The organism is Vibrio gigantis, assembly GCF_024347515.1.
In the GTDB taxonomy this organism is placed as follows: domain Bacteria; phylum Pseudomonadota; class Gammaproteobacteria; order Enterobacterales; family Vibrionaceae; genus Vibrio; species Vibrio gigantis.
This window is the reverse complement of record NZ_AP025492.1, coordinates 3,440,324-3,467,071: the sequence shown is the minus strand read 5'-3', so window position 1 is coordinate 3,467,071 and position 26,748 is coordinate 3,440,324. Positions and strand designations below refer to the sequence as shown.

Below are 26,748 nucleotides of genomic sequence, written 5' to 3'. Positions count from 1 at the left end.
ATGGGGCTATAGCTCAGCTGGGAGAGCGCCTGCCTTGCACGCAGGAGGTCTGCGGTTCGATCCCGCATAGCTCCACCATCTTTAAGGGTTTTTCCCTAAGAATCTTTAAAAATGGTTCATTTATGAATCAAGCTCTTTAACAATTTGGAAAGCTGACTGATTGATTACTTACGAGTAATTCAATCAAATTTAAAAGTTCTCAATGTTTATCTTTCATTAGATAAACACAACAAACACATTCAAGTGTCTTGTATTCGAATCAAACTTTAGTTTGATTCACAATTGAGTCCGGCAAACAGTCATCAAGAATTAACCCTTCTTGATGACAACCAAAAACCTTGGTTAGTTGCCATACACTAAGACCCTTTCGGGTTGTATGGTTAAGTGACTAAGCGTACACGGTGGATGCCTTGGCAGTCAGAGGCGATGAAAGGCGTAATAACTTGCGATAAGCCCAGATTAGGTAGTAATAACCTTTTGAGTCTGGGATTCCTGAATGGGGAAACCCACTTACATAAGTAAGTATCCTGTTGTGAATACATAGCAACAGGAGGCAAACCGGGGGAACTGAAACATCTAAGTACCCCGAGGAAGAGAAATCAACCGAGATTCCGAAAGTAGCGGCGAGCGAAATTGGATTAGCCCTTAAGCTTTTAATGATGCAGGTGAAGAGTCTGGAAAGTCTCGCAATAAAGGGTGATAGCCCCGTAACCGACACATCATAATCAGTGAAAACGAGTAGGGCGGGACACGTGATATCCTGTCTGAATATGGGGGGACCATCCTCCAAGGCTAAATACTACTGACTGACCGATAGTGAACCAGTACCGTGAGGGAAAGGCGAAAAGAACCCCTGTGAGGGGAGTGAAATAGAACCTGAAACCGTGTACGTACAAGCAGTAGGAGCACCTTCGTGGTGTGACTGCGTACCTTTTGTATAATGGGTCAGCGACTTAATTTTAGTAGCAAGGTTAACCGTTTAGGGGAGCCGTAGGGAAACCGAGTCTTAACTGGGCGTACAGTTGCTAGGATTAGACCCGAAACCAGGTGATCTAGCCATGGGCAGGTTGAAGGTTGAGTAACATCAACTGGAGGACCGAACCGACTAATGTTGAAAAATTAGCGGATGACTTGTGGCTAGGGGTGAAAGGCCAATCAAACCTGGAGATAGCTGGTTCTCCCCGAAAGCTATTTAGGTAGCGCCTCGGACGAATACTACTGGGGGTAGAGCACTGTTAAGGCTAGGGGGTCATCCCGACTTACCAACCCTTTGCAAACTCCGAATACCAGTAAGTACTATCCGGGAGACACACGGCGGGTGCTAACGTCCGTCGTGGAGAGGGAAACAACCCAGACCGCCAGCTAAGGTCCCAAAGTATAGCTAAGTGGGAAACGATGTGGGAAGGCTCAGACAGCCAGGATGTTGGCTTAGAAGCAGCCATCATTTAAAGAAAGCGTAATAGCTCACTGGTCGAGTCGGCCTGCGCGGAAGATGTAACGGGGCTAAGCTATACACCGAAGCTGCGGCTACGTACCTTAGGGTATGTGGGGTAGGGGAGCGTTCTGTAAGCCGTTGAAGGTGGTCTGTAAGGGCTGCTGGAGGTATCAGAAGTGCGAATGCTGACATGAGTAACGATAAAGGGAGTGAAAAACTCCCTCGCCGGAAGACCAAGGGTTCCTGTCCAACGTTAATCGGGGCAGGGTAAGTCGACTCCTAAGGCGAGGCCGAAAGGCGTAGTCGATGGGAAACGGGTTAATATTCCCGTACTTCTTACAATTGCGATGGGGGGACGGAGAAGGCTAGGTGGGCCTGGCGACGGTTGTCCAGGTTCAAGTACGTAGGCGGGTGGTTTAGGTAAATCCGGACCGCTACTAACGCTGAGATACGATGTCGAGCTACTACGGTAGTGAAGTCATTGATGCCATGCTTCCAGGAAAAGCCTCTAAGCTTCAGATTGTAAGGAATCGTACCCCAAACCGACACAGGTGGTCGGGTAGAGAATACCAAGGCGCTTGAGAGAACTCGGGTGAAGGAACTAGGCAAAATGGTACCGTAACTTCGGGAGAAGGTACGCTCTTATCAGTGAAGTCCCTTGCGGATGGAGCAGACGAGAGTCGCAGATACCAGGTGGCTGCAACTGTTTATTAAAAACACAGCACTGTGCAAAATCGTAAGATGACGTATACGGTGTGACGCCTGCCCGGTGCCGGAAGGTTAATTGATGGGGTTAGACTTCGGTCGAAGCTCTTGATCGAAGCCCCGGTAAACGGCGGCCGTAACTATAACGGTCCTAAGGTAGCGAAATTCCTTGTCGGGTAAGTTCCGACCTGCACGAATGGCGTAATGATGGCCACGCTGTCTCCACCCGAGACTCAGTGAAATTGAAATCGCTGTGAAGATGCAGTGTACCCGCGGCTAGACGGAAAGACCCCGTGAACCTTTACTACAGCTTGGCACTGAACATTGAACCTACATGTGTAGGATAGGTGGGAGACTTTGAAACCGCGTCGCTAGATGTGGTGGAGTCGTCCTTGAAATACCACCCTTGTAGTTTTGATGTTCTAACGTTGGTCCCTGAATCGGGATTACGGACAGTGCCTGGTGGGTAGTTTGACTGGGGCGGTCTCCTCCCAAAGAGTAACGGAGGAGCACGAAGGTGGGCTAAACACGGTTGGACATCGTGTGGTTAGTGCAATGGCATAAGCCCGCTTGACTGCGAGAATGACAATTCGAGCAGGTGCGAAAGCAGGTCATAGTGATCCGGTGGTTCTGAATGGAAGGGCCATCGCTCAACGGATAAAAGGTACTCCGGGGATAACAGGCTGATACCGCCCAAGAGTTCATATCGACGGCGGTGTTTGGCACCTCGATGTCGGCTCATCACATCCTGGGGCTGAAGTCGGTCCCAAGGGTATGGCTGTTCGCCATTTAAAGTGGTACGCGAGCTGGGTTTAGAACGTCGTGAGACAGTTCGGTCCCTATCTGCCGTGGGCGTTGGAAAATTGAAAGGGGCTGCTCCTAGTACGAGAGGACCGGAGTGGACGAACCTCTGGTGTTCGGGTTGTCATGCCAATGGCATTGCCCGGTAGCTAAGTTCGGAATCGATAACCGCTGAAAGCATCTAAGCGGGAAGCGAGCCTTGAGATGAGTTTTCCCTGACACTTTAAGTGTCCTAAAGGGTTGTCGTAGACTACGACGTTGATAGGCAGGGTGTGTAAGTGCTGCGAGGCATTGAGCTAACCTGTACTAATTGCCCGTGAGGCTTAACCATACAACACCCAAGGGGTTTTGATGGACTCAAAGAAATACCAAACGCTTGAATGGGTTTGAAGAGAACGAAAAACAGCTTTCCGAATTTTAAAATTTGCTTGGCGACCATAGCATTGTGGACCCACCTGATTCCATGCCGAACTCAGAAGTGAAACACAATAGCGCCGATGGTAGTGTGGGGCTTCCCCATGTGAGAGTAGGACATCGCCAGGCTTTAAATTTGAACACTTGTCAGCGACGACAAGTATTCCACTGCGGAGTGGTAGTTCAGTTGGTTAGAATACCGGCCTGTCACGCCGGGGGTCGCGGGTTCGAGTCCCGTCCACTCCGCCACTTATTAGAAAAGCCCTGCTAGAAATAGCAGGGCTTTTTTACATTTGAAGAAAAGTGTTTTGTCTCTCGAGGAGATCGTGCCAACAGGATTTCTCCTTGCTCGGTGGCCGCATTAAACGCTTTCGCTATTCTCGCTCGTATTAGAAAGCCTAGTCTGACGACTAGGCTTTCGTCGTTTCCGGTATAAGGGCGTCAATCCTTCTCTTATAATCTCTGTTGTCCGCTGATATTGGCTATGGTTCAATGATTAACCTTTCCAGAGAATTTTAGAGAGTTTTGCTTCCTACTAATTTGAGTTGGCAGGTAAAGATCCCTCGTTTTTAATGATAAGGCTTTGTTGGTTCTGGAATTCTTGCTCATCTCTTTTACTACAGAAGTGACTCAACAGGCAGCTACGGTAGCTACATTACCGGGTGTTAGCATTTTATAGTTGGAATATTGATAGCTATTTCATTGATAACTCAGCGTAATTTAAAGTGGGTTTCTATCGGCTGATAAATATTTTTAAACGCCTTCTCTTGAGGTGAGTTTCATTTCTCTTTAGCTTCAAGGTGCCAGTTTTCTCTGAGGTGGCTCTTGAATCAAATCTACGAGCTTGTTTATAAGAATTCTGAATTATGTACAGACACAATTAAAGTTGCTTGCCGTGTGTTTGGGATCCTTTATTTCGTGAAATCATAGTTTTATAAACTCGGTTTGCGAGGGGGAGCGAGTAAGGGGATAGATTTGGTTTAGAGGTATCTTTGACGTTATCTGGCGATAAGCTACAGATACAAAAAAGCCGATGCTGGGCATCGGCTTTTCATTTATAGAATTAGACTAGGCTGGCTGAACTAGAGCTAGCGCTTTACGAGAAACCTCGTGAGCCGCTTTCGTTAAGTTTTGCTTCTCTAGTGCGTCAGATAGGTATCCATAATCTGAAACATTTGAGCGAAGTGCTAGGGCTTTTTCGAAGTGGCCTTGTGCTTCTGCCCACTTCTGCTCTCTCAGGTAGAATTGAGCTAATGCACTATGTGCTTCGGCATTACCGCTGTCTTTACTGATAGCACGTTCTAGCATGACCACTACTGGGTGGTGATCGGCTAGATTAAGTTCTGGAAGCAACATGTAGAGCTCATTTGAACCACTCTTTGCAATATTCTCTTTGATCACTGTGAACGCTTCTGAGTCAGCTTTACGAGCGATCAGTTGTTTCACAAAGCATGATACAAGATGCGAGTTTTGTTTCTGCTTTCTTGAAAGCTTGTTCCAGTGGCTTATTAGGCCTTCACTGCCTTGCTGCTGTGCAACATCATGAAGTAAACCACATTGTGCTTTCTGTTCTAATTCACGTTGTTCATCAGTTGTTAGAAGCTTGTTCTTTACCAATTTAGGTGTCAGCTCTAGCAACGGTTCCCATAACTTAAGTTGCATGTAGGTGGCTTTTAATAGCCCAAGTACCGCGGTGTTATTAGGGTATGTGCCTTTTAAGGAAGAAAGCGTATTGAATGCCGCTTCGTAGTTCGACTCACTGATTTGCTGTTTTGCTTTAGTTAGCTCAACCGCTAGTAAAGAGTCGTCCTGTTGGCTAGCAAGCTCGATATACTTATCGCGCTCACTTGTATTGCCTTGTTCGTGAGCAGCTTGAGAAGCGACTAAATAACAAAGCAGGGGCATGTCATGATGATTAGCCCAACGAGTTACCTTCTTCTCAGCACCTTTCCAATCACCTTCAAGAAGCTTGATGATCCCTTCATTGGTATAACGGCGAGAGCGTTTTAGTTTACGAACGCTGAACCAGTTCCAAGTTGTCGAGCTTGCGTACATAAGTTTTTTAAATAGGTACTCTAAACCGAATAGAGCGGCTAGAAGTGCAATGACAAAAATAACCAGTGTTGTTACGCTCATCTCAATGGTCTTATTTGCTATTGAGATCAGCACATACCCTTGTTGACCTGAGAACTGGGTGCCGACAACTAACCCAGCACCTAATACGAGAAAAAGAAAAATCCAACGAATCATTATTTCTCCTCCGTGGTCATAACGGTGACTTCACGACGTAGTCGCTCACGTATCACATCGGATAACTCATTTTGAGACTCTAGTTTTACAGGGTATTTCACAGAGATGTTCTGTTCACTTAACTGTTTAATTGCTTTCTCAAATTCAATAACTGAGTTGCTATCTTGGTTTAGATACGCTTTTGACCACTCGCTAGCGGTATTAAGAGCCGTACTATAGACTTCACCTTGCTCTTTGTAGACTGCGCGAATTGCAGTTTCTAATTTACCTTTGATATTTTCACGTAGGTAGAAGTGTTGCTCAGGAGATAGTAGAGGGATAACTTCGCCATCACGACTACGGAAGGTGATGAAGTTTTCTGAGAAGTCTTTCATCGACGTCATCAGGTTGTTCTGCCAATCATTAATATCTTGTGATACCGCTTTTTTCTCAACAGCGGCAGCTTCTGGAAGAATAGCATTGGCAAGCGGCAGTGTATCGACTTGCTGTTGCAGACTTGTAATGCGTAGAACTAAGCCATCACGGTCGATCAGAGGAATAGTACGAAGCTTAGTAATGTCATTGGTCATTGATTGACGCAGTGATACTAAGCTCGGGTCATTTAATGCTGCGATACGTTGATCGGCACTTTCCATTAACTTGGTTGCACTTACGGCATCATGTTCTAGGAACAGTTTACGTCCTGCCAGTTTCACAAGGTAATCGGCTTCAGCAAGTAACCAGTCATTCGGGCGTCGACCTTTCACATCAGCCACCGCTAACTGCAGGCTTTGAATGCTCTTCTGCTGTTGAGACTGTACTACCTGAGTTTTCTCCACCGCGTGTGAAGCTTCTTGGATCGTCTCTTGTTTGATGGTTTGTAGATCTTTATTTACTGCTGCTTGGGTATTTTGAAGCTGTGCTTGAAGAGCAGCGATTTGAGCTGAGTATTCAGCGCTCTTTTGTTGCATTTGAAATGCGATACCACCACTGAAGATAATAGAAATAGCGATCGCAATAGCACCTAGTTTGACACCGCGTTTACCTTGTTTTTCTGCTTTCTCTATTTGCTCTTGATGTTCAGCTTGAGGCTGCTCATTTTTAGCGGTATCTGACGTAGAGGCATCAAGCTTCTGTTCAGGCTGTTTTGTCTCTGTAGAGTCAGCTTTTTCGCTTTCAACAACTACTGGCTGAGTGTCTTGTTTATTTTCAGGTTCAATATGCTCATTATTTTTTTTGCTTGTCATGCTTATTTCCTGTTTCTAGCTAGGGCCGGAGAGCAGCCAGTAATATTTGGTTCGTAGCACTGTGAGTATTGGTCACGTTCAAGAAGCCGAGTTGGTGTGCTCGTTCTACTATGCGCTGACTTGGGACAAATAGTTGTCTCGTTGAAAGCCAAGCCAAATACTCGTCAGGGGTAATTGAGCACAGATACTCCAATTGTTCCTGACTAGTGATGACAACTTTGGACGTTTTTTTGTTTATCCATGTTTGATAGGTATTGTGGTCGCTAATGGGAATATATTCTCTACGGTAGGTCTCACAATAAGAGACTTGTGCACCTCGATTGAGTAAAGAATCTCTAATGAGCTCACGCCCACCATTGCCACGTAGTATCAAAATGGACTTATTTTCTACGCCATTAAGTTCAGTAAGTTTAAGAAGGTGTTCACTATCACTAACTTGAGGGTAGTTTACTTTTTGTTTACAGACTTTGCTTAAAACGTGCGCAGTTTTTTGACCAACGCCAAGATAAAGCGGCGAAGTGGGCCAAATGGATGAGGTTTTTGAAAGGATACTTTGGGCTGCGGTCACAGCATGGTGACTGACTGCAATAATGATATCGCTGTTATTAAGCTGGGTGCTTAAATCCGATGAGTGTGGATTATCAACGATACGAATCAGCGGATGATGGATTGCTTGAATTCCTTCATCCGCTAGTTGTTGGCAAAGCGATTGTCCCTCTGAGCCAGGACGAGTTACCAACACTGTCATGATTAATCTTGGTCTGCGTAAAGCTTAGTTAAGATTTCTCTCGCACCGTCATCCAGCAGTTGATTAGCCAGAGTAACGCCAAGCGCTTCTGCATCCTCACGAGGGCCAGATATTTCGCCACGAACCATTTTAGAACCATCGGGTTCACCTACTAATGCACGCAGCCAGATGTTATCGCCATCTAACAGAGAGTAACTACCGATAGGCACCTGACAACCACCCTCTAGAGTTAGGTTCATCGCACGTTCGCAAAGTACACGATCGGCTGTGTCTTTGTGATTCAGCGGTTCAAGAAGCTTGATCAGACGTTCGTCATCTAGACGACACTCAATACCAACAGCACCTTGGCCGACAGCTGGTAGAGACTGTTCTGGTTCGATAAAGCTACGGATACGCTCCTCTAGCTCTAGACGCTTAAGGCCAGCAGCAGCCAGCACGATAGCATCGTATTGACCATCATCGAGTTTACCTAGACGAGTGCCCACGTTGCCGCGTAGTTCTTTGATGATTAAGTCAGGACGGTACTCAAGCAATTGACACTGACGACGCAGGCTACATGTACCTACAACAGCACCTTGTGGTAGTTCATCAATGTTGTTGTAAGTGTTTGATACGAATGCGTCACGAGGATCTTCGCGTTCACAAATCGTCACCAGACCTAGACCTTCAGGGAAGTCGACAGGTACATCTTTCATTGAGTGAACGGCTAGGTCAGCACGACCTTCTAGCATCGCGACTTCAAGTTCTTTAACGAACAGTCCTTTACCACCTACTTTAGCAAGCGGAGTGTCGAGGATGATGTCACCTTTGGTCACCATAGTTACCAACTCAACCTCTAAACCAGGGTGAGCAGCTTGCAGTGCATCCCTTACAAAGTATGCCTGCCAAAGGGCAAGAGGGCTTTTTCTGGTTGCGATACGGATTGGTGCTGAATTTGTCATGGTGTTTCCGATATAGGTTCTGTAATAGCCTAATCCTACCATTGTGAGGCAAAAATTCTTACTGTTTGATCATTCCATGCTTTGTTAGCTGAGCGATTTTCATAAGTTCACCAAAATAGTGTGATTGGTATCTCATTTGAAACATGGGCTATTATTAGAAATAGTCAATAAAGAGGACACTACGGCGCCGTGAGTTTAACTTTTTGTCATCAAGAAATTGGTCAGTATGGCAGCTTCCTTTACTTTACCAGTAAGGGTAAAAGTGTTAAATTGATCACGTTTTGTTGCTGCGTTCGTTCAGTAACTAAACAGAAGTGCATTTAATCTCAAACCAAGGACTTACCTTGCAGGCTTACACTCAGACACTGATTCAACGATTAGACAATCTAAATCAACAGCGCATTGATCGTGCGTTGGCATTGATGAATGTCCAAGGCCAACAAGTTTTTAACCTTATTCCAGCACTGTTTCATTTCAATCATCCAATGATACCCGGTTATTATGACCAACAAGTTCCTTTTGGAATTCATAGTTTCACGCTTAATGAATTCCAAAAGCAATTTGTCTCTGATACTGAACTAACGCTAGGTGGCAAGTTAACGGAATCTGCTGAACCAGCAATTCTTGGCCTGTACACCATGGGTAGTACGTCTTCTATTGGCCAAAGCACTTCAAGTGATCTTGATATCTGGGTTTGTGTATCACCAGATATGGACGGTGCATCTCGCGATAGCCTAACCAACAAATGTTTGCTGATTACTGACTGGGCTGAAACGTTAGGCGTTGAAGCTAACTTCTTTTTGATGGATGAACAGCGTTTCCGCTCGAACCATTCAGAAGAGATGACGGGTGATAATTGTGGTTCCTCACAACACTTGTTATTGCTTGATGAATTCTATCGCTCTGCGGTTCGCTTAGCGGGGCAGCGCCTGTTGTGGCAAATCATTCCGCCAGAAATGGAAGAGTGCTACGACGAGTATGTTCAAGGCTTGTGTCAGGATGGTTATCTTGATTGCTCGCAGTGGATCGATTTCGGCAAGCTGAATCGTATTCCCGCTGAAGAGTACTTTGGTTCAAACCTATGGCAACTTTATAAGAGTATTGACTCACCGTATAAATCGGTTTTGAAGGCGATCCTGTTAGAGGCCTATTCATGGGAATACCCAAACACCCAACTGCTAAGTATTGATACCAAGCGCCGCTTCTTTGCGGATGAACCTGATCTGTATGGCATGGATAGTTACTATCTGATGCTTGAGAAGGTGACTCGTTACCTCGAGCGTATCAATGACCACACTCGATTAGACTTGGTAAGGCGCTGTTTTTACCTCAAGACTCACGAGAAGTTGTCGCGAGAAGCGGGAATGGGATCGGTAGCATGGCGCCGCGAAGCCTTAACCGAGATGACTAAATCTTGGAATTGGGGACATGACACTATTGCTGAGCTCGACAACCGCCGTAATTGGAAGGTCGAGCAGGTTAAAGTGGTGCATCATGCGCTGCTTGATGCCTTGATGCTGAGTTATCGAAATCTGATTCAATTTGCTCGTCGTAACGACATTACTTCTGCCATTAGCCCACAAGATATTAGTATCTTGGCCCGTAAGCTTTATGCTGCGTTTGAAGTCTTACCTGGCAAAGTGACGCTACTGAACCCGCAAATCTCACCGGATCTCCATGAGTCAGACTTGAGCTTTATTGAAGTGCGTCAGGGCCAGTCCAACAAAGCGGGTTGGTACCTGTATAAACAACCGTTGGTTGCGCACCGTATTCTTGGTCAGCCTTCTCTTGAGCATCATGAGTACCTGAGCAAGTTGGTTGCTTGGTCGTTTTTTAATGGTTTAATTACAGAGTCGACGCGTTTGCACTCAGTGGTTCGTGACGCTCAAATTGATATCGATAAGTTCTATCAAATGGTCAGCGACCTGCGTAACACTTTCTCGCTGCGTAAGCGTCGTCCGAGCATGCAAGCTCTCGCAAGCCCCTGTGAAATCAGCCAGCTGGCGATGTTCATCAACTTTGAGAATGACCCGACTTCTGAGCTAAGCAGTCGTGAGCTGAAAGTAGACCTCAAGAATGCTGATATCTTCAGTTTTGGTGAGGAAGGTAAGAGCTTAGTTGGTAGTGTTGATCTGGTTTATCGTAATTCTTGGCATGAAGTTCGTACGCTTCACTTCCAAGGTGATACTGCGATGTTAGATGCTTTGAAAACGGTTCTTGGGAAAATGCATCAAGATGCCTTACCGCCGGAATCTGTGGATGTATTCTGCTATAGCAAGAATCTGCGTGGTGTGATGCGCAATATGGTGTACCAATTGCTTGCTGAATGTATCGACTTGCGTCTGAAGCCAATTGAACCTGAGAAGCGTCGTCGCTTTAAGGCTATTCGCTTAGCCAACAAAATGTTCGGTCTGTTCTTTGAACGTCGAGGTGTTTCGGTACAGATGTTGGAAAATTCGGTCGATTTCTACCGTAGTATCTCAAGTAATAAGTTGAAGGGTTCACCTTTATTGATGCTTGATAAAGAGCAAGAGTATCAACTACCAGAAGTGGTTGATGGTTTTGCTAGTGAGGGTTTAATCCAGTTCTTCTTCGAAGATACCGACAAAGGTTTCAATATCTATGTCTTGGATGAATCGAATCAGGTAGAGGCGTATCACCAATACAACGGTGAGAAAGATGAGATGATTGCTAGCGTGAACTCTTTTTATACTTCAGTAAAAGATGAGTCTAAGTTGTCATCGAAGTTGATTAATTTTAACTTACCTCAGTATTACCAAATCATTCATCCGGAAGAAGGCAATTCTTATGTTGTGCCTTATCGTAACGACTCTATTTTGTCTTCTCGGAGTTCGAAGATAGTCAATATCTAGGGCTAGTTTGAGTCGGTTGAAATTAAAAAAGGAGTGATTGATTCACTCCTTTTTAGTTTTGCTTACAAATGATTAGACCCAATCGATCTCTTCACCTGCATGCTTTACGCATTCTTCTTTAACCATCTCAAACAGCTCCATGCCCGTCTTTGAACATGTCCACTTGTCGTCAACTAGTTTGAAGTGAAAGCCACCAGATTTAGACGCTAACCAGATTTCTTTCATTGGTTCTTGGCGGTTGATGATAATTTGGCTGCGGTTCTCAAACTCCAGCGTCATCACGTTACCTGTCACTTCGTAATCAATATCTGCCTCTGATTCATCGATCGCTTCTTCGATGTTTTGCATCTGTATATCGACCAGTTGATGAAATTCAGTCTCGTTCATCCTTTCTATCCTATTGCTTTTCCTGAGTGTGGTGCGATTATAGGGGGCATTGAGTTAATAATCACGATATGCAAAATGAAAAAATTAATTACTGCTCTATTTATGTTGTCCGTTATTGGACTTTCTGGTTGTGGTCAAACGGGTCCTTTGTACGATCCTGATGAAGTTCAACAGACTGAACAATCACAATAAGTGAAAACACGCAGAAATCGTTATTTATAAGGGATAAGAACTTTGGATTACTTCAACTATCAGGAAGATGGCCAGCTTTGGGCTGAGGACGTCGCACTTTCACAACTTGCAGAACAATATGGTACACCGCTGTATGTATATTCTCGTGCAACATTAGAACGTCACTGGAACGCATTTGACTCATCGGTTGGTGAGCATCCGCATCTAGTGTGTTACGCCGTTAAAGCTAACTCAAACCTTGGTGTATTGAATACCTTAGCGCGTTTGGGGTCTGGCTTTGATATCGTTTCTGGTGGTGAGCTAGAGCGTGTTGTGGCTGCAGGTGGCGATCCGGCAAAAGTTGTATTCTCTGGTGTCGGCAAAACAGCCGCTGAAATGAAACGCGCGCTTGAGTTAAACATTAAGTGTTTCAACGTAGAGTCTGAGCCAGAACTAGAGCGACTGAATAAAGTAGCTGGTGAGCTTGGTGTTAAGGCGCCGATTTCACTGCGTATCAACCCAGATGTTGATGCTAACACTCACCCTTATATATCGACTGGTCTGCGTGATAACAAATTTGGTATTGCCTTCGATCGTGCACCTGCCGTTTATGCCTTTGCACAAACACTCGAGAATCTGTCTATTCATGGTATTGATTGTCATATTGGCTCTCAGCTAACAGACATCGAACCTTTTATTGATGCGACTGACCGCTTGCTTGCTTTGATCGACCAACTACGTGCTGATGGTATCACCATCAAACACCTTGATGTTGGTGGCGGCTTAGGTGTGGTTTATCGTGATGAATTACCACCACAGCCTTCTGACTACGCAAAAGCCTTATTGGCTCGCCTAGAGAATCATTCTGATCTAGAGCTGATTTTCGAGCCTGGAAGAGCGATTGCTGCTAACGCTGGTGTATTATTAACGAAAGTCGAGTTCCTCAAGCCAACAGAGCATAAGAACTTTGCCATCATCGATGCAGCGATGAACGACCTAATGCGCCCGGCACTTTACCAAGCTTGGCAGGATATTGTTCCTGTGAGCCCTCGTCAGGGTGAAGCCGTGACTTACGATTTGGTTGGCCCAATCTGTGAGACAGGGGATTTCCTAGGTAAAGATCGTGACCTTGTTCTTGAAGAAGGTGATCTGTTAGCGGTTCGTTCTGCGGGGGCTTATGGCTTCGCGATGTCATCTAACTACAACACTCGTTCGCGTGCGGCTGAAGTGATGGTGGATGGCGATAAAACTCATTTGGTTCGTCAGCGTGAAGAGCTTACGAGTCTGTGGGAACTTGAAAACATTCTTCCGGAGTAATTTTAAGCGTTATGCACTTCCACTTTTCTAAAATGCATGGTTTGGGCAATGATTTCATGGTCGTGGACTGCATTACTCAAAATATTTTCTTTTCTCCAGATTTGATCCGTCGTTTGGCGGATCGTCACACTGGCGTGGGCTTTGATCAGCTACTTGTAGTCGAGGCTCCCTATGATCCAGAAACTGACTTCCATTACCGCATATTCAATGCGGATGGCAGTGAAGTGGAGCAGTGTGGCAATGGCGCTCGTTGTTTTGCACGATTCGTTCGCATGAAAGGCTTAACGAATAAGTACAGCATCAACGTCAGCACCAAGAAAGGTAAAATGGTTCTCAAGATTGAAGAGAATGACCTGATTACGGTGAACATGGGCATTCCTGAGTTCGAACCGGGCAAGATTCCATTCAAGGCGAAGCAACCAGAGAAGACGTATATCCTAAGAACGGATGTACACACCTTGTTCTGCGGTGCGGTAAGCATGGGTAACCCACATGTGGTTACTGTGGTGGATGATGTCGACACGGCCGATGTGGATACCTTAGGCCCGTTACTTGAATCACACGAACGTTTCCCTGAGCGTGTTAATGCTGGCTTTATGCAGGTCGTTAACCGTGAAGAAGTTCGCTTGCGTGTTTACGAGCGCGGTGCGGGTGAAACTCAGGCGTGTGGCAGCGGTGCGTGTGGCGCAGTTGCCGTTGGCATTAATCAAGGCTTACTGGCTGAGAATGTGAAAGTTCGCCTACCTGGTGGTGACTTACACATTAGCTGGCAAGGTCCGGGTAAACCTTTGTTTATGACTGGCCCTGCAACGCATGTGTTTGATGGTCAACTTTCTTGCTAATAACGACCCAAAATAAATAGATTCATAAAAATAAAGGATAGGTTTTGTCTTACGTTGAAGCCGACGCACTCACCGCAGAAGTGGTCGCGGAATATTTACGTGATAACCCAGATTTTTTCCAAGACCGAAAAGATTTGGTTGATCGCCTTGCTATCAATAATGTTGAGCAGGGCGCTGTTTCTCTGGTTGAAGTTCAGCTTAAACGCCAGCGTCATCGAATCGAAGAGCTCGAAGAAGAGATCACAGGATTGATGTCATTGGCAGCAAATAACGATAAAACCTTCTATGAGTTTATGGATCTGCAAGCGCAGGTGCTGAAATGCAGTGATTTCATGCAGGTGATAAAAGCCGTTGAACAAAAAGCGTTAGATCTTGGGCTTAAGGCTCATGTTCGAGTTCTTTCACAATCGGGTTTTTATCAGCTGAGTGCTGAGGGTTACTCTAAGTTTTCACTTAACCATTTTAATGGCAAAGATGCTTATCTTGGGCGCTTGAGAAAAGCCGACAGACATGATTTGTTTGGTGATTTTCCAGTTCCAGAGCTAGGCTCTTATGTAGTACTTCCGCTTGCTAAGCAGTCTCCATTGGGCTTGCTCGCCTTTTCTAGCGAAGATGGCGGTCATTTCCAACCCCATATGGATACGCTCTTTTTACGCCATTTAGCGCTTGTTGTTGCTCATTTGGCGGACACCTTACCTTGGCAGATAAATAATGAGCCTAGAGCCCAAAAGACCTCTTCCTAACAGTCTTCAAAAGCCACTTTCTCGCTTCTATGAATATCTCAGAAGCGAGAAGGGACTCAGCCTACACACCCAACGTAATTACAAACAACAACTTGAAACCATGGCCGGTCATTTAGTCACTCTAGGGCTAAAGGATTGGGGGCAAGTTGATGCGGCGTGGGTACGACAACTTGCCAGTAAAGGCATGCGTGAGGGAATGAAGGCGAGTAGCATTGCAACCCGCTTATCTTCACTACGCAGCTTCTTTGATTTTCTTGTGTTGCGTGGCGAAATGACCGCTAACCCTGCTAAAGGTGTCTCTGCACCTCGCAAACAACGTCCTTTGCCTAAAAACCTCGATGTTGATGAAGTGGGTCAACTGCTTGATGTGAATGAGGACGACCCACTGTCGATTCGTGACCGGGCGATGATGGAAGTGATGTATGGTGCTGGATTACGACTAGCAGAACTGGTCGGTATCAATCTTAAAGATGTGCTAGGTCGACAAGGCGAAATCCGAGTGATTGGTAAAGGCGACAAAGAACGCAAAGCGCCTTTTTCTGGTTTAGCTAAGGAGTGGGTCGATAAATGGCTTAAAGTTCGTGGTGAATTGGCTTCACCGGGTGAAACCGCGTTGTTTGTCTCTAAGCTCGGGACTCGTATCTCTCATCGTAGCGTGCAAAAGCGCATGGAAGAGTGGGGCAAGAAGCAATCAGTCGCGAGCCATATCAGCCCACATAAACTGCGTCACTCCTTTGCAACGCATGTGCTAGAGTCGAGTCAAAACCTTCGTGCAGTTCAAGAGTTGCTTGGGCATGAAAACATCTCGACTACGCAAGTGTATACTCACTTAGATTTCCAACACTTAGCACAAGCTTATGATCAGGCCCACCCGAGAGCTCGTAAGAAGAATAAAGATTAGATTTAAGGTTTTACTATGCGAATTTATCGAGGCTTAAAGCCGATCAAAGCCATGACCTTTGACTTGGATGACACCTTGTACGACAACTGGCCTGTGATCATGAAGGTTGAGAAAGAGATGGCGCAGTGGCTTTATCAAAAGCATCCTGTGTCGGCTTCTTTATCACTCGAAGAGTGGCAGGGCATCAAGCAGCAGGTCGCATCTGATAATCCAATGCTAAAGCACGATGTCACCGTGTGGCGTGAGACTCAGATAAAGGTCGGTTTACTGCAGTTGGGTTATTCACAGCAGCAAGCAGAGCAGGCGGCTCGTGAAGGTATCGAACATGCCTTATGGCTGCGCAATCAAGTCGACGTTCCTCAAGAAACACATCGAGTGATGGCAGAGCTTAGCCAGCGCATTCCTCTCGTTGCGATTACCAATGGCAATGTTGACCCACATAAAATAGGCTTAGGGCAGTACTTTCAGTTAATTCTTAAAGCCGGTCCTGATGGCAGAGCTAAACCTTACCCAGATATGTTTGAAAAAGCTCAGCAACACCTAGATTGCGACGCTGAGAATATTCTTCATGTTGGTGACCACCTCAAAACGGATGTCTATGGAGCCAAGCAAAATGGCTTCCAAGCGTGCTGGTTTAATGACATTGGTTCCAATTTATACCTCTCCTCGAAGGCGAGTGTGCTCCCTGATGTTGAAATAGACCAACTTAGTGATCTTATGCGACTAATTTAATGGCTCGGTAAGCTTATTGTGTCGCATTTATGATATTGAATTGTTACATTGGTCGCCTATAAAAGCCTGTTTAGGCTAGGATAATTGGCGACTACTTTTTATCGATTCATTTCAGTCATAGCAGTGGTTGCAGGTTGTTACTTCACTCGATTTTGAACAAGGGTTGGCATGCAGACATTTACATTTCTCGCGAATACTGAGGCGTTATTTAGATCTCAATTTGATCAGCGAGAATGGTGTAACAGCAAACAATACCTTATTCAAATCTTCTCTGCTCAATCTTCAGATCTTGCTCGTCAAATCGCGGGTGTTGCCCTCGACCGTTTAAACAATGCGACGCTGATCGGTCAGAGTGCTCGTCATGTTATCTGTGATAATTGCCTTGAAAGCGCATGTACCTTAGTCATCATCAGTGAGTTCAACGAAACCCATTTAACCTCTGCGATTCAGCTTTTTTCTGGAAATCCCAATCAAGACAGCCAAGATTTAGCTTTTCAATTAGGCCTTACAGAGAGCACCAAAACGGTCATCAGTTTGTGCGATCAGGTTGAAGGACGTGATTACCCTATCTATAGCGCTTTTGAGAATTTGCCTTATGCACTGCCGATTGCTGGTGGACTGTGTCATGAGAATGAATTTGGTCGTTGGGTTATGCATAACGATCAAACCTACCAGCACGCCTGTGTTGCGGTGGCTCTGACCAACCCAAGATTGAAGGTTTGGTCGGATGCGTACTCTGAGTGGAACCCAATTGGGATGAAGCTACGAGTAACACATGCAGTCGGAAACCGCTTATATGCGTTGAATGACAAGCCCGCTATAGAGGTGTTCAAACATTACCTTGCGGATGGTAAAGACCTTCCCTTTAGTCAGCTGATGAGCTTTCCGCTTTATCGAGAGCTTGGCAGAAAGAAGGGTATTTCGACGCCTTTACGTATTAATGATGACGGCAGTATCGAGTTTGATAGCCCTTGGCATGTCGGTGAAGAGGCTCAGTTTTGTTATAACCATCCCTCTTTGAGCGCTGAAAAGGTGCGTCACGGTGCCGAGATGCTTGCCATGCATCAGCCTGAATCGGTGATCATCTATAACTGTGTATCTCGACTTGAGTTTATCGATAGTAAACTTGAGCTCAAGCCATTTGAAGGGATAGTGAATACATGCGGTGCTTACTGCATGGGTGAGCTACACCGCAATGAAGGCCGCCAAGAAATACTGCACCATAGCCTGACTTATATCGCCATGCGCGAGTCTGACGAGATTAAAGAGTTTCGTTGTGAAGATTTTCAGTGTGCCTCAACAGTATCGCCATTGCTTAACCTTGTCAGAAATTCAGTTGCTGATCTCGACAGTATGAATACTCAGATGGAGACAAAACTCCATCAACAAGCGCGTCGCTTAACCGAAAGCTACCGCATTGACTCGCGTACCGGCTTGCCGAACCGTATCGTATTGAAGGAGCGTCTCAATACGATTCTTTTTAGTGAACATTTACTGACTTTAAAGCTGACTAATTTCCATCAAGTTAACGAGAAGTATGGCTATCAAGTGGGCGATCAGTTATTGCTTGATCTGTCTAATCATTTTATCGAGCGGTTGCAGCTTCGTGTCGTGAAAGAGCCTCGTGTGAAAGTCGAATTATTCAGTATTGGTGTCGGAGAGTGGGCGATTATTTTTAACGCCAGTGTTGGTAGCGCGAAAATAAAAGAAGGGTTCGTTGAGTTCGCAGATGACATCGAACATATTAATTTTGAGCCGTACGGTTTGGCTGATATTGATTACCTGTCAGTTTCTCTGTGTGGCGGTTTTGCCAGTCGTTGCGACTTCTTAACCGACAGTGGTGACGAGATCTTATTGAAAGCGATCGAAGCTCGACGCTATGGGGTGCGTAACAATACCCATATCACCAATGCAAAAGACATTCAGGTGAGCGAAGAGGACCGCAAAGAGCAACTCGGTTGGTTGAGCTGTGTGAGTCGTGCGATTTTAGATCAGAACATCATCACCTACTCACAGCCGATTGTGGAATCGGGTACGCATGAAATGATTGGCCAAGAGTGCTTGGTCAGAATCATGGAGTCGGACGGCACCATTGTACCACCAGGAAAGTTCTTACCTATCATTGCTGATACCCATCTCTACACGCGCCTTAGTCGCCACATGATTAAGAGCACAATCGGCTACATGGCGGATAAACAGAGTTCGTTTTCTATTAATCTATCGCCACAAGACTTGCTGAGCGATAAGACGCTTGAGGTTCTTGAGACTGCGATCAGTGGTATGAACGACCCTACGCGACTTGGCCTAGAAGTTTTGGAGTCAGAACAGATTAAAGATTATGGCCGCATGATTGAGGTGTGTGACCATTTTCGATCGCTTGGAGCGAGAATTATTGTTGATGATTTTGGCTCTGGTTATTCCAATATCGATGAAATCATCAAGCTTGAGCCGCAGATCATTAAGCTCGACGGGAGCTTGATTCGTAATATCGATAAAGACCAAAAACAAAGAAATATCGCCTCTCAGTTGGTTCGCTTATGCCAAGTGTTCAATGCCAAAACGGTCGCTGAATTTGTCCACAACCAACAAGTTTGTGAGATAGCAGAGCAAATGGGTGTCGATTATCTGCAGGGTTACTACTTTGGTGAGCCTAAGCGACTGTTTTAGCTGTTAAAGCTATCAGTATTCTAAAGCTACTGGATACAAAAGTGCTCAGCCGCCATTAATGACCGCTTTTTGGTGGAATGAGTGATGTCTAACTAACCTCACATTATTCATAAGACGATCGTAAATATTCCGTGCAAGCCTTATCTATAATAAGCACAATAACAAATCATTAACGCAACGATTAATGTGAATATGCAGTCGACCTCTCTCCTGATACAAGACATAGAACAAACCCAACGTGAATTGGAAAAGATAGATTTTCATCAACAGGAAAAGCTACTGATTCAGGTGTTTTCGTCTTTCGAGAAAGGTGCGGTTTTGGCTGCCTGCCAAGTGATTCAATCGACTTTCCCTAATGCCAAACTGATTGGTTGTAGTGCTAACCACTACATCAGCCAAGGTGTTATTCTCCATCAAGGTCTCTACCTCATTGTCACTCGCTTTGATGCGACGTCTTACACCTGTGGCGTTGTGGAATACAGCGAACAACCACAAGCTGACAGCCAAGCGATGTGGCAGCAGCTTGAATGTCACGAGAGTACTCAAAGCATCATCTGCTTTGCTGATCGCCTGCAGATAAATGACCGAGCACTGTTTGCCGCATTTGAGCAATCGAGATATTCATTGCCTATCTGTGGCGGCGCATCGACCATCACAAATAATGGCCGGTGGGTGATGCTTGATGGTATCTGCTATGAAAATGCTTATGTGATGTTGGCGCTGCACAGTGTTGAGCTTGCAATCACAAAGGGTTACTACACGGAATGGAACCCTATCGGGCGAACTTTCCGAGTGACTGGTGCTCAAGATAATCGGTTAGTTGAGTTAGATGGTATGCCCGTTCGTGAACTCTATAATCGTTATCTCGCTGATGGGCTCGAAGTACCTTTCGAGCAATTGCATAATTTCCCTTTGATGGTTGGTGACCCGAAAGCGCAAAACATTCATTTACCGCTCAAGATAACGGACTGTGGAGAAATAGAGTTCAGCGGTCAGTTCCAAGTAGGTGACGAGGTTCGGTTTTGTTATGACCACCCTTCATTGACCTTGGAGCAAGTCCGACTAGGCGTTCAACAGATTGCCTTTCATAAGCCGGAACAGTTCTTCATCTATAACTGCACCTCTCGTATTGACTTTATTGATGGCAACCAAGAAGTAGAGGCTTTCCAAACATTGGCGGACACCTATGGAGCGTACTGTATGGGAGAGCTCTATCAAGAGAATGGCCAACAACGTATCTTGCACCATAGCCTCACTTACCTCGCATTGAGAGAAGGCGAGGGGAAGGTTGCATTGCCATTAGAGACACAACCCGCGACCAACATATCCCCTCTGTTTTCATTGATCCGAAATGCACTGCTTGATGTTGATGATATGAACAACAGCATGGCGAGTAAGATTCAGCAGCAAGCCACCGCATTGACGGCGAGCTACCGAATTGATCATCGAACTGGTTTACCCAATCGAAGTGTGTTGCGTGAGAAGCTATCTAAAATGAGCGGTAATAGCCACTTGTTAGCTTTGAAGGTAACGACCTTTGGTCAGATTAATGAGAAGTATGGCTATCGGGTGGGTGATAAGCTTCTGTATGATTTAAGTGAGTACTTTCAAAAGGCTCTGTGGCGGTTCTTTGACGAGGGATGCCAGCTCTACAGTATCGGTATTGGAGAGTGGGCGGTAGTGTTTGATAGCTGGTCGAGCCAAGAACATATTCATCAGCGATTCTCGGAATTTTCCGATCAAACTGAGCATGTCAATTTCGAGCCTACTGGCTTACCTGACATTGATTACCTGTCGGTGTCTATCTGCGCGGGTATTGCCAGCCGTCGAGATTTCCCTACGACCTCGATAGATGACTTATTGTTGAAGGCGATTGATGCGAGGCGTAGCGCCGTCAGCCAGAACAAACACTTGGTGAGTGCCAAGACGCTCATTCAATTGGAGAAGCACCGCCAAGAGCAGCTCGGCTGGCTGTCGTGTGTTAGCCGTGCCGTACTCAATCAGAATATTGTGGCGTGTTCTCAACCTATTGTTTCGGCGCATAGTCATCAGGTAGAGAGCTACGAATGCTTGGTTCGAATTGAAGAGGATGGTCAGTTGATTGCGCCAGGTAAGTTCCTGCCAATTATTGAAGGAACACATCTCTATACACGCCTGAGTCGTCAGATGATAACGCGCACTTTTGATTTTATGAGTCAGCGAACCGATTCGTTCTCAATTAATTTGGCACCACAAGATTTCAGTAATGAGAAAACCATTCTTCATCTTGAGCAAGCCATCAAAAAAATCAGTCACCCACAACGTATTGGCTTAGAGGTGTTGGAAACGGAACAAATTCAAGATTACGGTCGCTTGATTGAGGTGTGCAATCACTTCCGCGATCTGGGTGTGAATATTATTGTCGATGACTTTGGTTCGGGCTATTCGAATATTGATGAGATATTGAAGTTAGAGCCACAGGTGATAAAGCTTGATGGCAGTTTGATTCGCAATATCGATAAAGATAAAAAGCAACGTAAGATCGCTCAGCAGCTGGTAAGCTTATGTCAGATTCTGAATGCTAAGACAGTGGCTGAGTTTGTTCATAACGAGCAGGTGTGTCGCATTGCTGAGGATATGGGGGTGGACTACCTACAAGGGTATTACTTTGGTAAACCTCAGCGTCTGTTCTGATAGGGCGAGTTATATGGCGAAGTGTTTTCGAAGAAACTAAATGCCTTTTAGTGGGTCAGTGGAGTGGACGTTTCACGTGAAACACCAATTGGTTCAATAGATTAAAGTTAGATTGAAAAGGGTGAGCTTATGGCTCACCCTTTTTGTTTTCGGTATATATTGATTATCTTCCCGCGCTCTTACTTGGTCTATTTGAGAGCGTGCCCACACTTATCGGCGTGGAAGACTTTTAGATAATGTTGGTAGTAGTCATCAATGAGTTTGGCAGGTTCAACCTCACCTAAAGACTTGAGTAACTCGATGCCTACTTCACAAGTACACAAGTGGCCGCTGTCTTGATTTCGGCGCAAGGTGTATGAAGATTCACAGGTTATGTCGAGGTGAACTTGTGGAACGGCTTGTAACCACGAGCTTTTGTTAAGCATCTTCTTCGCTTCTTGCCATGTGCCATCTAAGATAATGAATAGTGGTTTTCGACTCTGGGCTTTGGTTGTCACAGCTTGCTGACACTCGATGCTTTTATCACTTGGGAACAACAGAAAAGGTTGTCGTGTTTCATCTTCAAGCAGTGCAATTAGCTCTGCTGGTGGTGTTTTCCTTTGCCATACAACGGGCTGACACTGTTGAAGGGATTTCTGAAGCAGCTTTCCGGTATTGGTATCGCGCGACAGTTCATTCTCATGAGTGAGCAGTACTAGATCTATTCGGCTTTCAACACTCGGTATCAGATGACAAATACATTGGTGAGTGAAGCCACAACCAGGGCAAGCTTGTTGGTTACTCATGTTTACAGCTTCACTCCACTTTGTGCGGGTGAGATACCATCAGCAAACAAAACAACATCGCTGATATCAGCATCATCTGCAACCGGAGCGACACTTGGATTTAGTGGGTAGCTGACACCAGAGTATGACAGTGTGTGCTTTGCCGGTGTTGCACCACCGCCGCTAACATTGAAGATCAGATCCTGCCAGCCGTGGTTTTGCAATTTACCTAAGCGTATGTCGCCCTTAACCAGTGTCACTCGGCTATTGAAGCGCCATGTGTCTTGGTGGTTCTCGAAAATCAGCAGTGTGCAACCACCTGAGCCACACCAATCGAGCTGAGCAAACAGCTCTTCTTTACCGTCACCGTTGAGGTCGTAAGTTAGCCAGCGGTATTTGGTATCATCAGGCGAGCTGTTGTTGATCTTAAAATACTCGCGGATCGCTTGGTCTACTTTTGGATCAAGTTGATCACTGGAGTTTACCTGCTTTGCGGTTAGATCAACATCCGTCGTAGTGTTTAGTTGTGCTTGCGAACTTTTAGCTTCGAATAACACCAGGCCGCCATTGGCAATCGGATAGACAACGTTGCCGACTTTCTCTTTTTCAGCGACCAGCTTACCGTTATCAAGTGTGAAGATGCGCTCGGAGATCAGGTATTGCTGCTGGTGGCGAGTCATTACTACTTGGACCTGATTTTGGTTGAGTTGCTGCCAGAAGCCTTGTTCAACAATAGAAGGATCGCCATTGCTATACGAATAAGTGGTGATTGCGCTGTGGTCATCATTGAGCTCTAGGTTGATAGAGAACCCAGAATTTTGCGTTGAGCTCGCGAAGTAGAGTCCGCTCCAGTCCAGCGTAGGATCTTGGTTAGAGACAGTGGCACAGCCGCTGTACTTGCTGTCATTAAGGTTGAGTTTCGCCTCCCAACCATAGATAGAGTCGCTCATGCCATCGCTACAACTCTCTTTCTTAAGGTTTAGCTCGCCTTGGGTTGATTGACCTTCTAGTTGGTAATCACGACTGCTTGGTGTGGTGCGGCTTGATTCGATGTTGAGAGCCTGAGGCGCTTCTCCCATCTTGGTGTAGGTCAGTTGGTCTTTATCAAAGGTCGCCGACCAGAATGGTTCATTGCCGAACACACGAGTAGAGCGCAAGGGCTGGTCACAACGGTCAGGGTTCTCTGCAGTGAGGATATTGACTTGATCAACCACGAAACGTGCCGTGAAATCAGCGTTGTAGCCGGTTTGGCTAGGCACTGTAAGGTGGCCAATCAGTTCGCCATACAGAGCTTGATAAGGTCTGGCTGCTAGCCCTTGTGCTTCTAGCGCTAGCTCAGGGGACATATCTAACCAGTATTGTTGTTGGCTACCACAAGGGGTAAACGTGCGGCTTTCATGGCCTACCACAACTTGACCGCGCATGATGAAGGTTTGCGGTTGAATGCTCAGGGGTTCATCTAAGGTTGCTGGTGGAACTTCAGGTTGTTGCGGTGTTTCTGGAGCGGTTACACAGCCTTGTAGCGCGAATGCGGCTAGCCATGTCACTGGGTTTTTCATTACCTTCATGTTATATCTTCCTCGGAGCAACCGTTAATTGGATTTATTATGGCATATTGGTTATTTAAAACAGAACCCGACACTTTTTCTATTCAGACGCTGAGAGTACAAAAAACCTCTTGTTGGGAGGGAGTTCGTAACTATCAAGCTCGAAACATGATGCGTGATGAGGTCAAGCTTGGCGACCTAGTGATGATATACCACTCATCATGTAAAAAAGTGGGCGTAGCGGGGATCGCAAAAGTAACCAGAGAAGCCTACCCAGATCATTTTCAATTCGATCCTGAGAGTGATTACTACGATCCTAAATCTTCACCTGATAACCCTCGCTGGATTATGGTGGATGTCGAGTTTGTACGAGTGACTGAGCGCTTGATTCCCTTAGCAACATTGAAAGCTATGCCAGAGCTATCAGAAATGCCATTGGTGAAGCGTGGTAATCGCTTATCCATCATGCCTGTTACTGAGCAGGAGTGGCAGGCCATCTTAAGTAAAGAAGTACTCGGTTCTCGCTAACCTTAGAGGAAGCTTTTAGCGTAAGGTTCAAAAAAGGCAGCCATTGGCTGCCTTTATGTTTTATTGGGACTGCTTAGAGTAGGTGTTTTTCTAAGTAGTGAGCAACGGCATCATCTGCATTGCTGCCAATTACTTCATTGTCTGGCAGAGCTTTCATCACTTTCTCATGTGATGTGCCCATGATTAGCCCTTTACCTGCCATAGCTAGCATCTCAGCGTCATTCATACCATCACCAAAAGCAACACAGTTATCCAGCGTTAGGTTCAGAGATTTCGCAACAGCGTCTAAGGCATAGCCTTTAGATACTTCTGCGGCCATTACTTCTAAACACCAAGGAGTTGAAAAAGCGATGTTCAACTTGTCGCCAAAAGCATCTCTTAACTTTTGTTCAAACGTGACGAGATATTCATGATCTTGCTCTGGATGTGTGAAGAAGACTTTCGCAATGCCTTTATTTGGAGCGTTGTCAGCTTCAAAGCGCTTGTAGCTAAAGCCAGATTCGCTGTGGAATTTAGCCAACATTTCATCTTCACGGTCTAGTAGCCAATCTTCATTTTGGTACATGTGGATGAAGATATTTGGATCTTGGCGAACAATATCAATAACCGGTTGAACGAGTTCCTGAGGCACGTTCTGGCTATACATCAGCTGATCGTTCTGGTCATGCACACGTGCACCGTTTGAAGTGATCATGTACGCCGGAATGCCCGCAATCTGACGAATACCCGCCACATCGACGTGGTGACGACCCGTAGCGAAGATGAAGGTATAACCTTGGTCGTGTAATTTCTTAAGCGTTAGCTTGGTAAAGTCGCTTAGCTGATGGTTGGGAGCCAAAAGCGTACCATCTAAATCAGAAGCAACAATTTTCACGGAATCTTTTAGTGCAGGAATACTCATTTAACCCTCATTGCAAAATACTTAACCAATATTGACGCTAGTCAGCGCTATAGTCGTGTTAACTACAATATCTCTAAGCAGAAATTGTATGCCAAATTCATGCAAGAAAAGAGGGCAAAGCTCACTTACTTTTCTTCCTCTTTAGTGCTTATCTTGTTGCTAGGTTGCTTGCTTCACGTATTAGCACTAAGCAAAGAACTGATTGATCGCATCCAGCGTTTGATTGCGGTATTTATCTTGCTCAAACAACAGCTCATGCCTAGAACCTTCAATCAGCTTAAACTGGCACTCAGAGTTCGTTCTTTTCAGCTTAGAAATGAATTTCACTTGGGCACTATTACTGACAATCCTATCTTCCCCAGCTTGAATCAATAGCAGAGGGATCTTGATTTGACGAGTTTGTTGAACCGCTTGCTTGGCTGCCATTAACCCTTGCCACACCCAGCGCGTGCTTGGTCCACCCACCTGCAAAGAGGGTGACTCGTCATACAAACGGCGGAACCATTGGTAACGAACCTTACTGTGGCTCAGCAAGTTGTTTTCAAAAGGCTTCGAGTAATATGCTTGCTGCCCAGGCGCGAAAGTCGGCTTGGAATGAAAAGCGGTGAGTACTTGCCCAACGATCATCGCGATAGGTTTCAGATACCACTCTGTATTGATACCAAACATCGGAGCGCACAGAGTCACCTTATCAAATGGGTGCTCTGGATGAGTTTGTAGGTAGCGAGTGGCTATGGTGCTGCCCATTGAATGCGCGAGCAGGTAGCGATTGGAATACTTACTGAGATCGAAACTGGCAATGACGTCAGACATGTCAGATGCATAATCATCAAACTCATGAATGTGACCAATGTCAGAGTCTGTTACCATACGCTCTGACTGGCCTTGACCTTGATGGTCAAATGAATAAACGTCATAGCCTTGTTGATAAAAATCATAAAAAAGTTCTTGGTATTTTTGGCAGCACTCGATGCGGCCATTTGAAATAACAATCACCTTGGTATGACCCGGTGAAGTAAGGCTACACCAGTACAGCTTCTTTTTACCGGATGATGTTATATACCCCTCTTTTCGTTGTTGCCAAAGAGTGGGGATCGGGTGTTTAATCGCTTGCTCGAACTGAGGTTCTTGCGTGTACGAAAACGGGGCGCCGCTGTGGTTTTCCATGGGAAATCACCTGAA

Annotated in this window: 19 protein-coding genes, 2 tRNA genes and 2 rRNA genes; 14 read left to right on the top strand and 9 right to left on the bottom strand. The window is 45.6% G+C overall.

The window, feature by feature from the left end; genetic code table 11:
* Window positions 1-2: 2 nt before the first annotated feature.
* The 4 genes from OCV56_RS15610 to OCV56_RS15595 all read left to right on the top strand — a co-directional run bounded on the left by OCV56_RS15610 (window position 3) and on the right by OCV56_RS15595 (window position 3,604).
* Window positions 3-78, top strand: a tRNA-Ala gene (locus tag OCV56_RS15610).
* 300 nt (window positions 79-378) lie between these two features.
* Window positions 379-3,272: ribosomal RNA gene (locus OCV56_RS15605) — 23S ribosomal RNA — on the top strand.
* 96 nt (window positions 3,273-3,368) lie between these two features.
* A 5S ribosomal RNA gene (gene rrf / locus OCV56_RS15600) occupies window positions 3,369-3,484 on the top strand.
* Window positions 3,485-3,527: 43 nt separating this feature from the next.
* Window positions 3,528-3,604 (top strand) — tRNA-Asp (locus OCV56_RS15595).
* An 819-nt stretch (window positions 3,605-4,423) separates the two neighbouring features.
* On the opposite strand, the gene OCV56_RS15590 is transcribed toward OCV56_RS15595, so the two are convergent.
* The 4 genes from OCV56_RS15590 to hemC are packed head-to-tail and all read right to left on the bottom strand — an operon-like array spanning window position 4,424 to window position 8,520.
* Window positions 4,424-5,605 carry a heme biosynthesis protein HemY gene (locus OCV56_RS15590; RefSeq protein WP_086713401.1) on the bottom strand — a complete coding sequence of 394 codons (1,182 nt, stop codon included), beginning with the start codon at window positions 5,603-5,605 and terminating at the stop codon, window positions 4,424-4,426.
* Window positions 5,605-6,831: a uroporphyrinogen-III C-methyltransferase gene (locus OCV56_RS15585; RefSeq protein WP_086713402.1), complete on the bottom strand. Its 1,227-nt coding sequence runs from the start codon at window positions 6,829-6,831 to the stop codon at window positions 5,605-5,607. Before OCV56_RS15585 ends, OCV56_RS15590 begins: the two co-directional genes overlap by 1 nt.
* 19 nt (window positions 6,832-6,850) lie before the next feature.
* Entirely contained in the window at window positions 6,851-7,579 is a 729-nt protein-coding gene (locus tag OCV56_RS15580) for a uroporphyrinogen-III synthase (protein WP_086713403.1), read from the bottom strand.
* Between the two features lie 2 nt (window positions 7,580-7,581).
* Complete coding sequence (gene hemC / locus OCV56_RS15575; RefSeq protein ID WP_086713404.1) at window positions 7,582-8,520, bottom strand: hydroxymethylbilane synthase; 939 nt, start codon at window positions 8,518-8,520, stop codon at window positions 7,582-7,584.
* A 344-nt stretch (window positions 8,521-8,864) separates the two neighbouring features.
* On the opposite strand from hemC, the gene OCV56_RS15570 reads away from it, so the two are divergent.
* The gene (locus tag OCV56_RS15570; RefSeq protein ID WP_086713405.1) at window positions 8,865-11,393 is read left to right on the top strand and encodes a class I adenylate cyclase; all 2,529 of its coding nucleotides are present in this window, start codon (window positions 8,865-8,867) and stop codon (window positions 11,391-11,393) included.
* A 72-nt stretch (window positions 11,394-11,465) separates the two neighbouring features.
* Here the strand turns inward: OCV56_RS15570 and cyaY are convergent, their stop codons facing one another.
* Window positions 11,466-11,780: an iron donor protein CyaY gene (gene cyaY, locus OCV56_RS15565; protein WP_048658898.1), complete on the bottom strand. Its 315-nt coding sequence runs from the start codon at window positions 11,778-11,780 to the stop codon at window positions 11,466-11,468.
* Window positions 11,781-11,855: 75 nt separating this feature from the next.
* Between cyaY and lptM the strand changes: the two genes are divergently transcribed.
* The 8 genes from lptM (at window position 11,856) to OCV56_RS15525 (ending at window position 21,826) form a co-directional block, all read left to right on the top strand.
* Window positions 11,856-11,972 carry an LPS translocon maturation chaperone LptM gene (gene lptM, locus OCV56_RS26210; protein ID WP_063524726.1) on the top strand — a complete coding sequence of 39 codons (117 nt, stop codon included), beginning with the start codon at window positions 11,856-11,858 and terminating at the stop codon, window positions 11,970-11,972.
* 42 nt (window positions 11,973-12,014) lie between these two features.
* Window positions 12,015-13,268: a diaminopimelate decarboxylase gene (gene lysA, locus OCV56_RS15555; RefSeq protein ID WP_086713406.1), complete on the top strand. Its 1,254-nt coding sequence runs from the start codon at window positions 12,015-12,017 to the stop codon at window positions 13,266-13,268.
* A gap of 11 nt (window positions 13,269-13,279) precedes the next feature.
* The gene (gene dapF / locus OCV56_RS15550; RefSeq protein WP_086713407.1) at window positions 13,280-14,110 is read left to right on the top strand and encodes a diaminopimelate epimerase; all 831 of its coding nucleotides are present in this window, start codon (window positions 13,280-13,282) and stop codon (window positions 14,108-14,110) included.
* A gap of 44 nt (window positions 14,111-14,154) precedes the next feature.
* Complete coding sequence (locus OCV56_RS15545; RefSeq protein WP_086713408.1) at window positions 14,155-14,853, top strand: DUF484 family protein; 699 nt, start codon at window positions 14,155-14,157, stop codon at window positions 14,851-14,853.
* Window positions 14,822-15,754, top strand: coding sequence for a tyrosine recombinase XerC (xerC, locus tag OCV56_RS15540; RefSeq protein WP_086713409.1), 933 nt, complete (start codon window positions 14,822-14,824; stop codon window positions 15,752-15,754). Before OCV56_RS15545 ends, xerC begins: the two co-directional genes overlap by 32 nt.
* 15 nt (window positions 15,755-15,769) lie before the next feature.
* Window positions 15,770-16,486, top strand: coding sequence for a 5-amino-6-(5-phospho-D-ribitylamino)uracil phosphatase YigB (yigB, locus tag OCV56_RS15535; RefSeq protein ID WP_086713410.1), 717 nt, complete (start codon window positions 15,770-15,772; stop codon window positions 16,484-16,486).
* A 168-nt stretch (window positions 16,487-16,654) separates the two neighbouring features.
* Window positions 16,655-19,153, top strand: a complete 2,499-nt coding sequence (locus tag OCV56_RS15530) for a bifunctional diguanylate cyclase/phosphodiesterase (RefSeq protein ID WP_086713411.1) — start codon at window positions 16,655-16,657, stop codon at window positions 19,151-19,153.
* A gap of 192 nt (window positions 19,154-19,345) precedes the next feature.
* Entirely contained in the window at window positions 19,346-21,826 is a 2,481-nt protein-coding gene (locus OCV56_RS15525) for a bifunctional diguanylate cyclase/phosphodiesterase (RefSeq protein ID WP_086713412.1), read from the top strand.
* Between the two features lie 188 nt (window positions 21,827-22,014).
* Here the strand turns inward: OCV56_RS15525 and OCV56_RS15520 are convergent, their stop codons facing one another.
* Complete coding sequence (locus tag OCV56_RS15520; protein ID WP_086713413.1) at window positions 22,015-22,611, bottom strand: tRNA-uridine aminocarboxypropyltransferase; 597 nt, start codon at window positions 22,609-22,611, stop codon at window positions 22,015-22,017.
* 2 nt (window positions 22,612-22,613) lie between these two features.
* Entirely contained in the window at window positions 22,614-24,158 is a 1,545-nt protein-coding gene (locus OCV56_RS15515) for a COG3650 family protein (protein ID WP_086713414.1), read from the bottom strand.
* A 39-nt stretch (window positions 24,159-24,197) separates the two neighbouring features.
* On the opposite strand from OCV56_RS15515, the gene OCV56_RS15510 reads away from it, so the two are divergent.
* Complete coding sequence (locus tag OCV56_RS15510; RefSeq protein ID WP_004740480.1) at window positions 24,198-24,665, top strand: EVE domain-containing protein; 468 nt, start codon at window positions 24,198-24,200, stop codon at window positions 24,663-24,665.
* 73 nt (window positions 24,666-24,738) lie between these two features.
* On the opposite strand, the gene OCV56_RS15505 is transcribed toward OCV56_RS15510, so the two are convergent.
* Window positions 24,739-25,566: a Cof-type HAD-IIB family hydrolase gene (locus tag OCV56_RS15505; RefSeq protein ID WP_086713415.1), complete on the bottom strand. Its 828-nt coding sequence runs from the start codon at window positions 25,564-25,566 to the stop codon at window positions 24,739-24,741.
* A 186-nt stretch (window positions 25,567-25,752) separates the two neighbouring features.
* Window positions 25,753-26,733 (bottom strand): alpha/beta fold hydrolase, encoded by a 981-nt coding sequence (locus tag OCV56_RS15500; protein ID WP_086713416.1) that lies wholly within the window; start codon window positions 26,731-26,733, stop codon window positions 25,753-25,755.
* Between the last annotated feature and the right edge of the window lie 15 nt (window positions 26,734-26,748).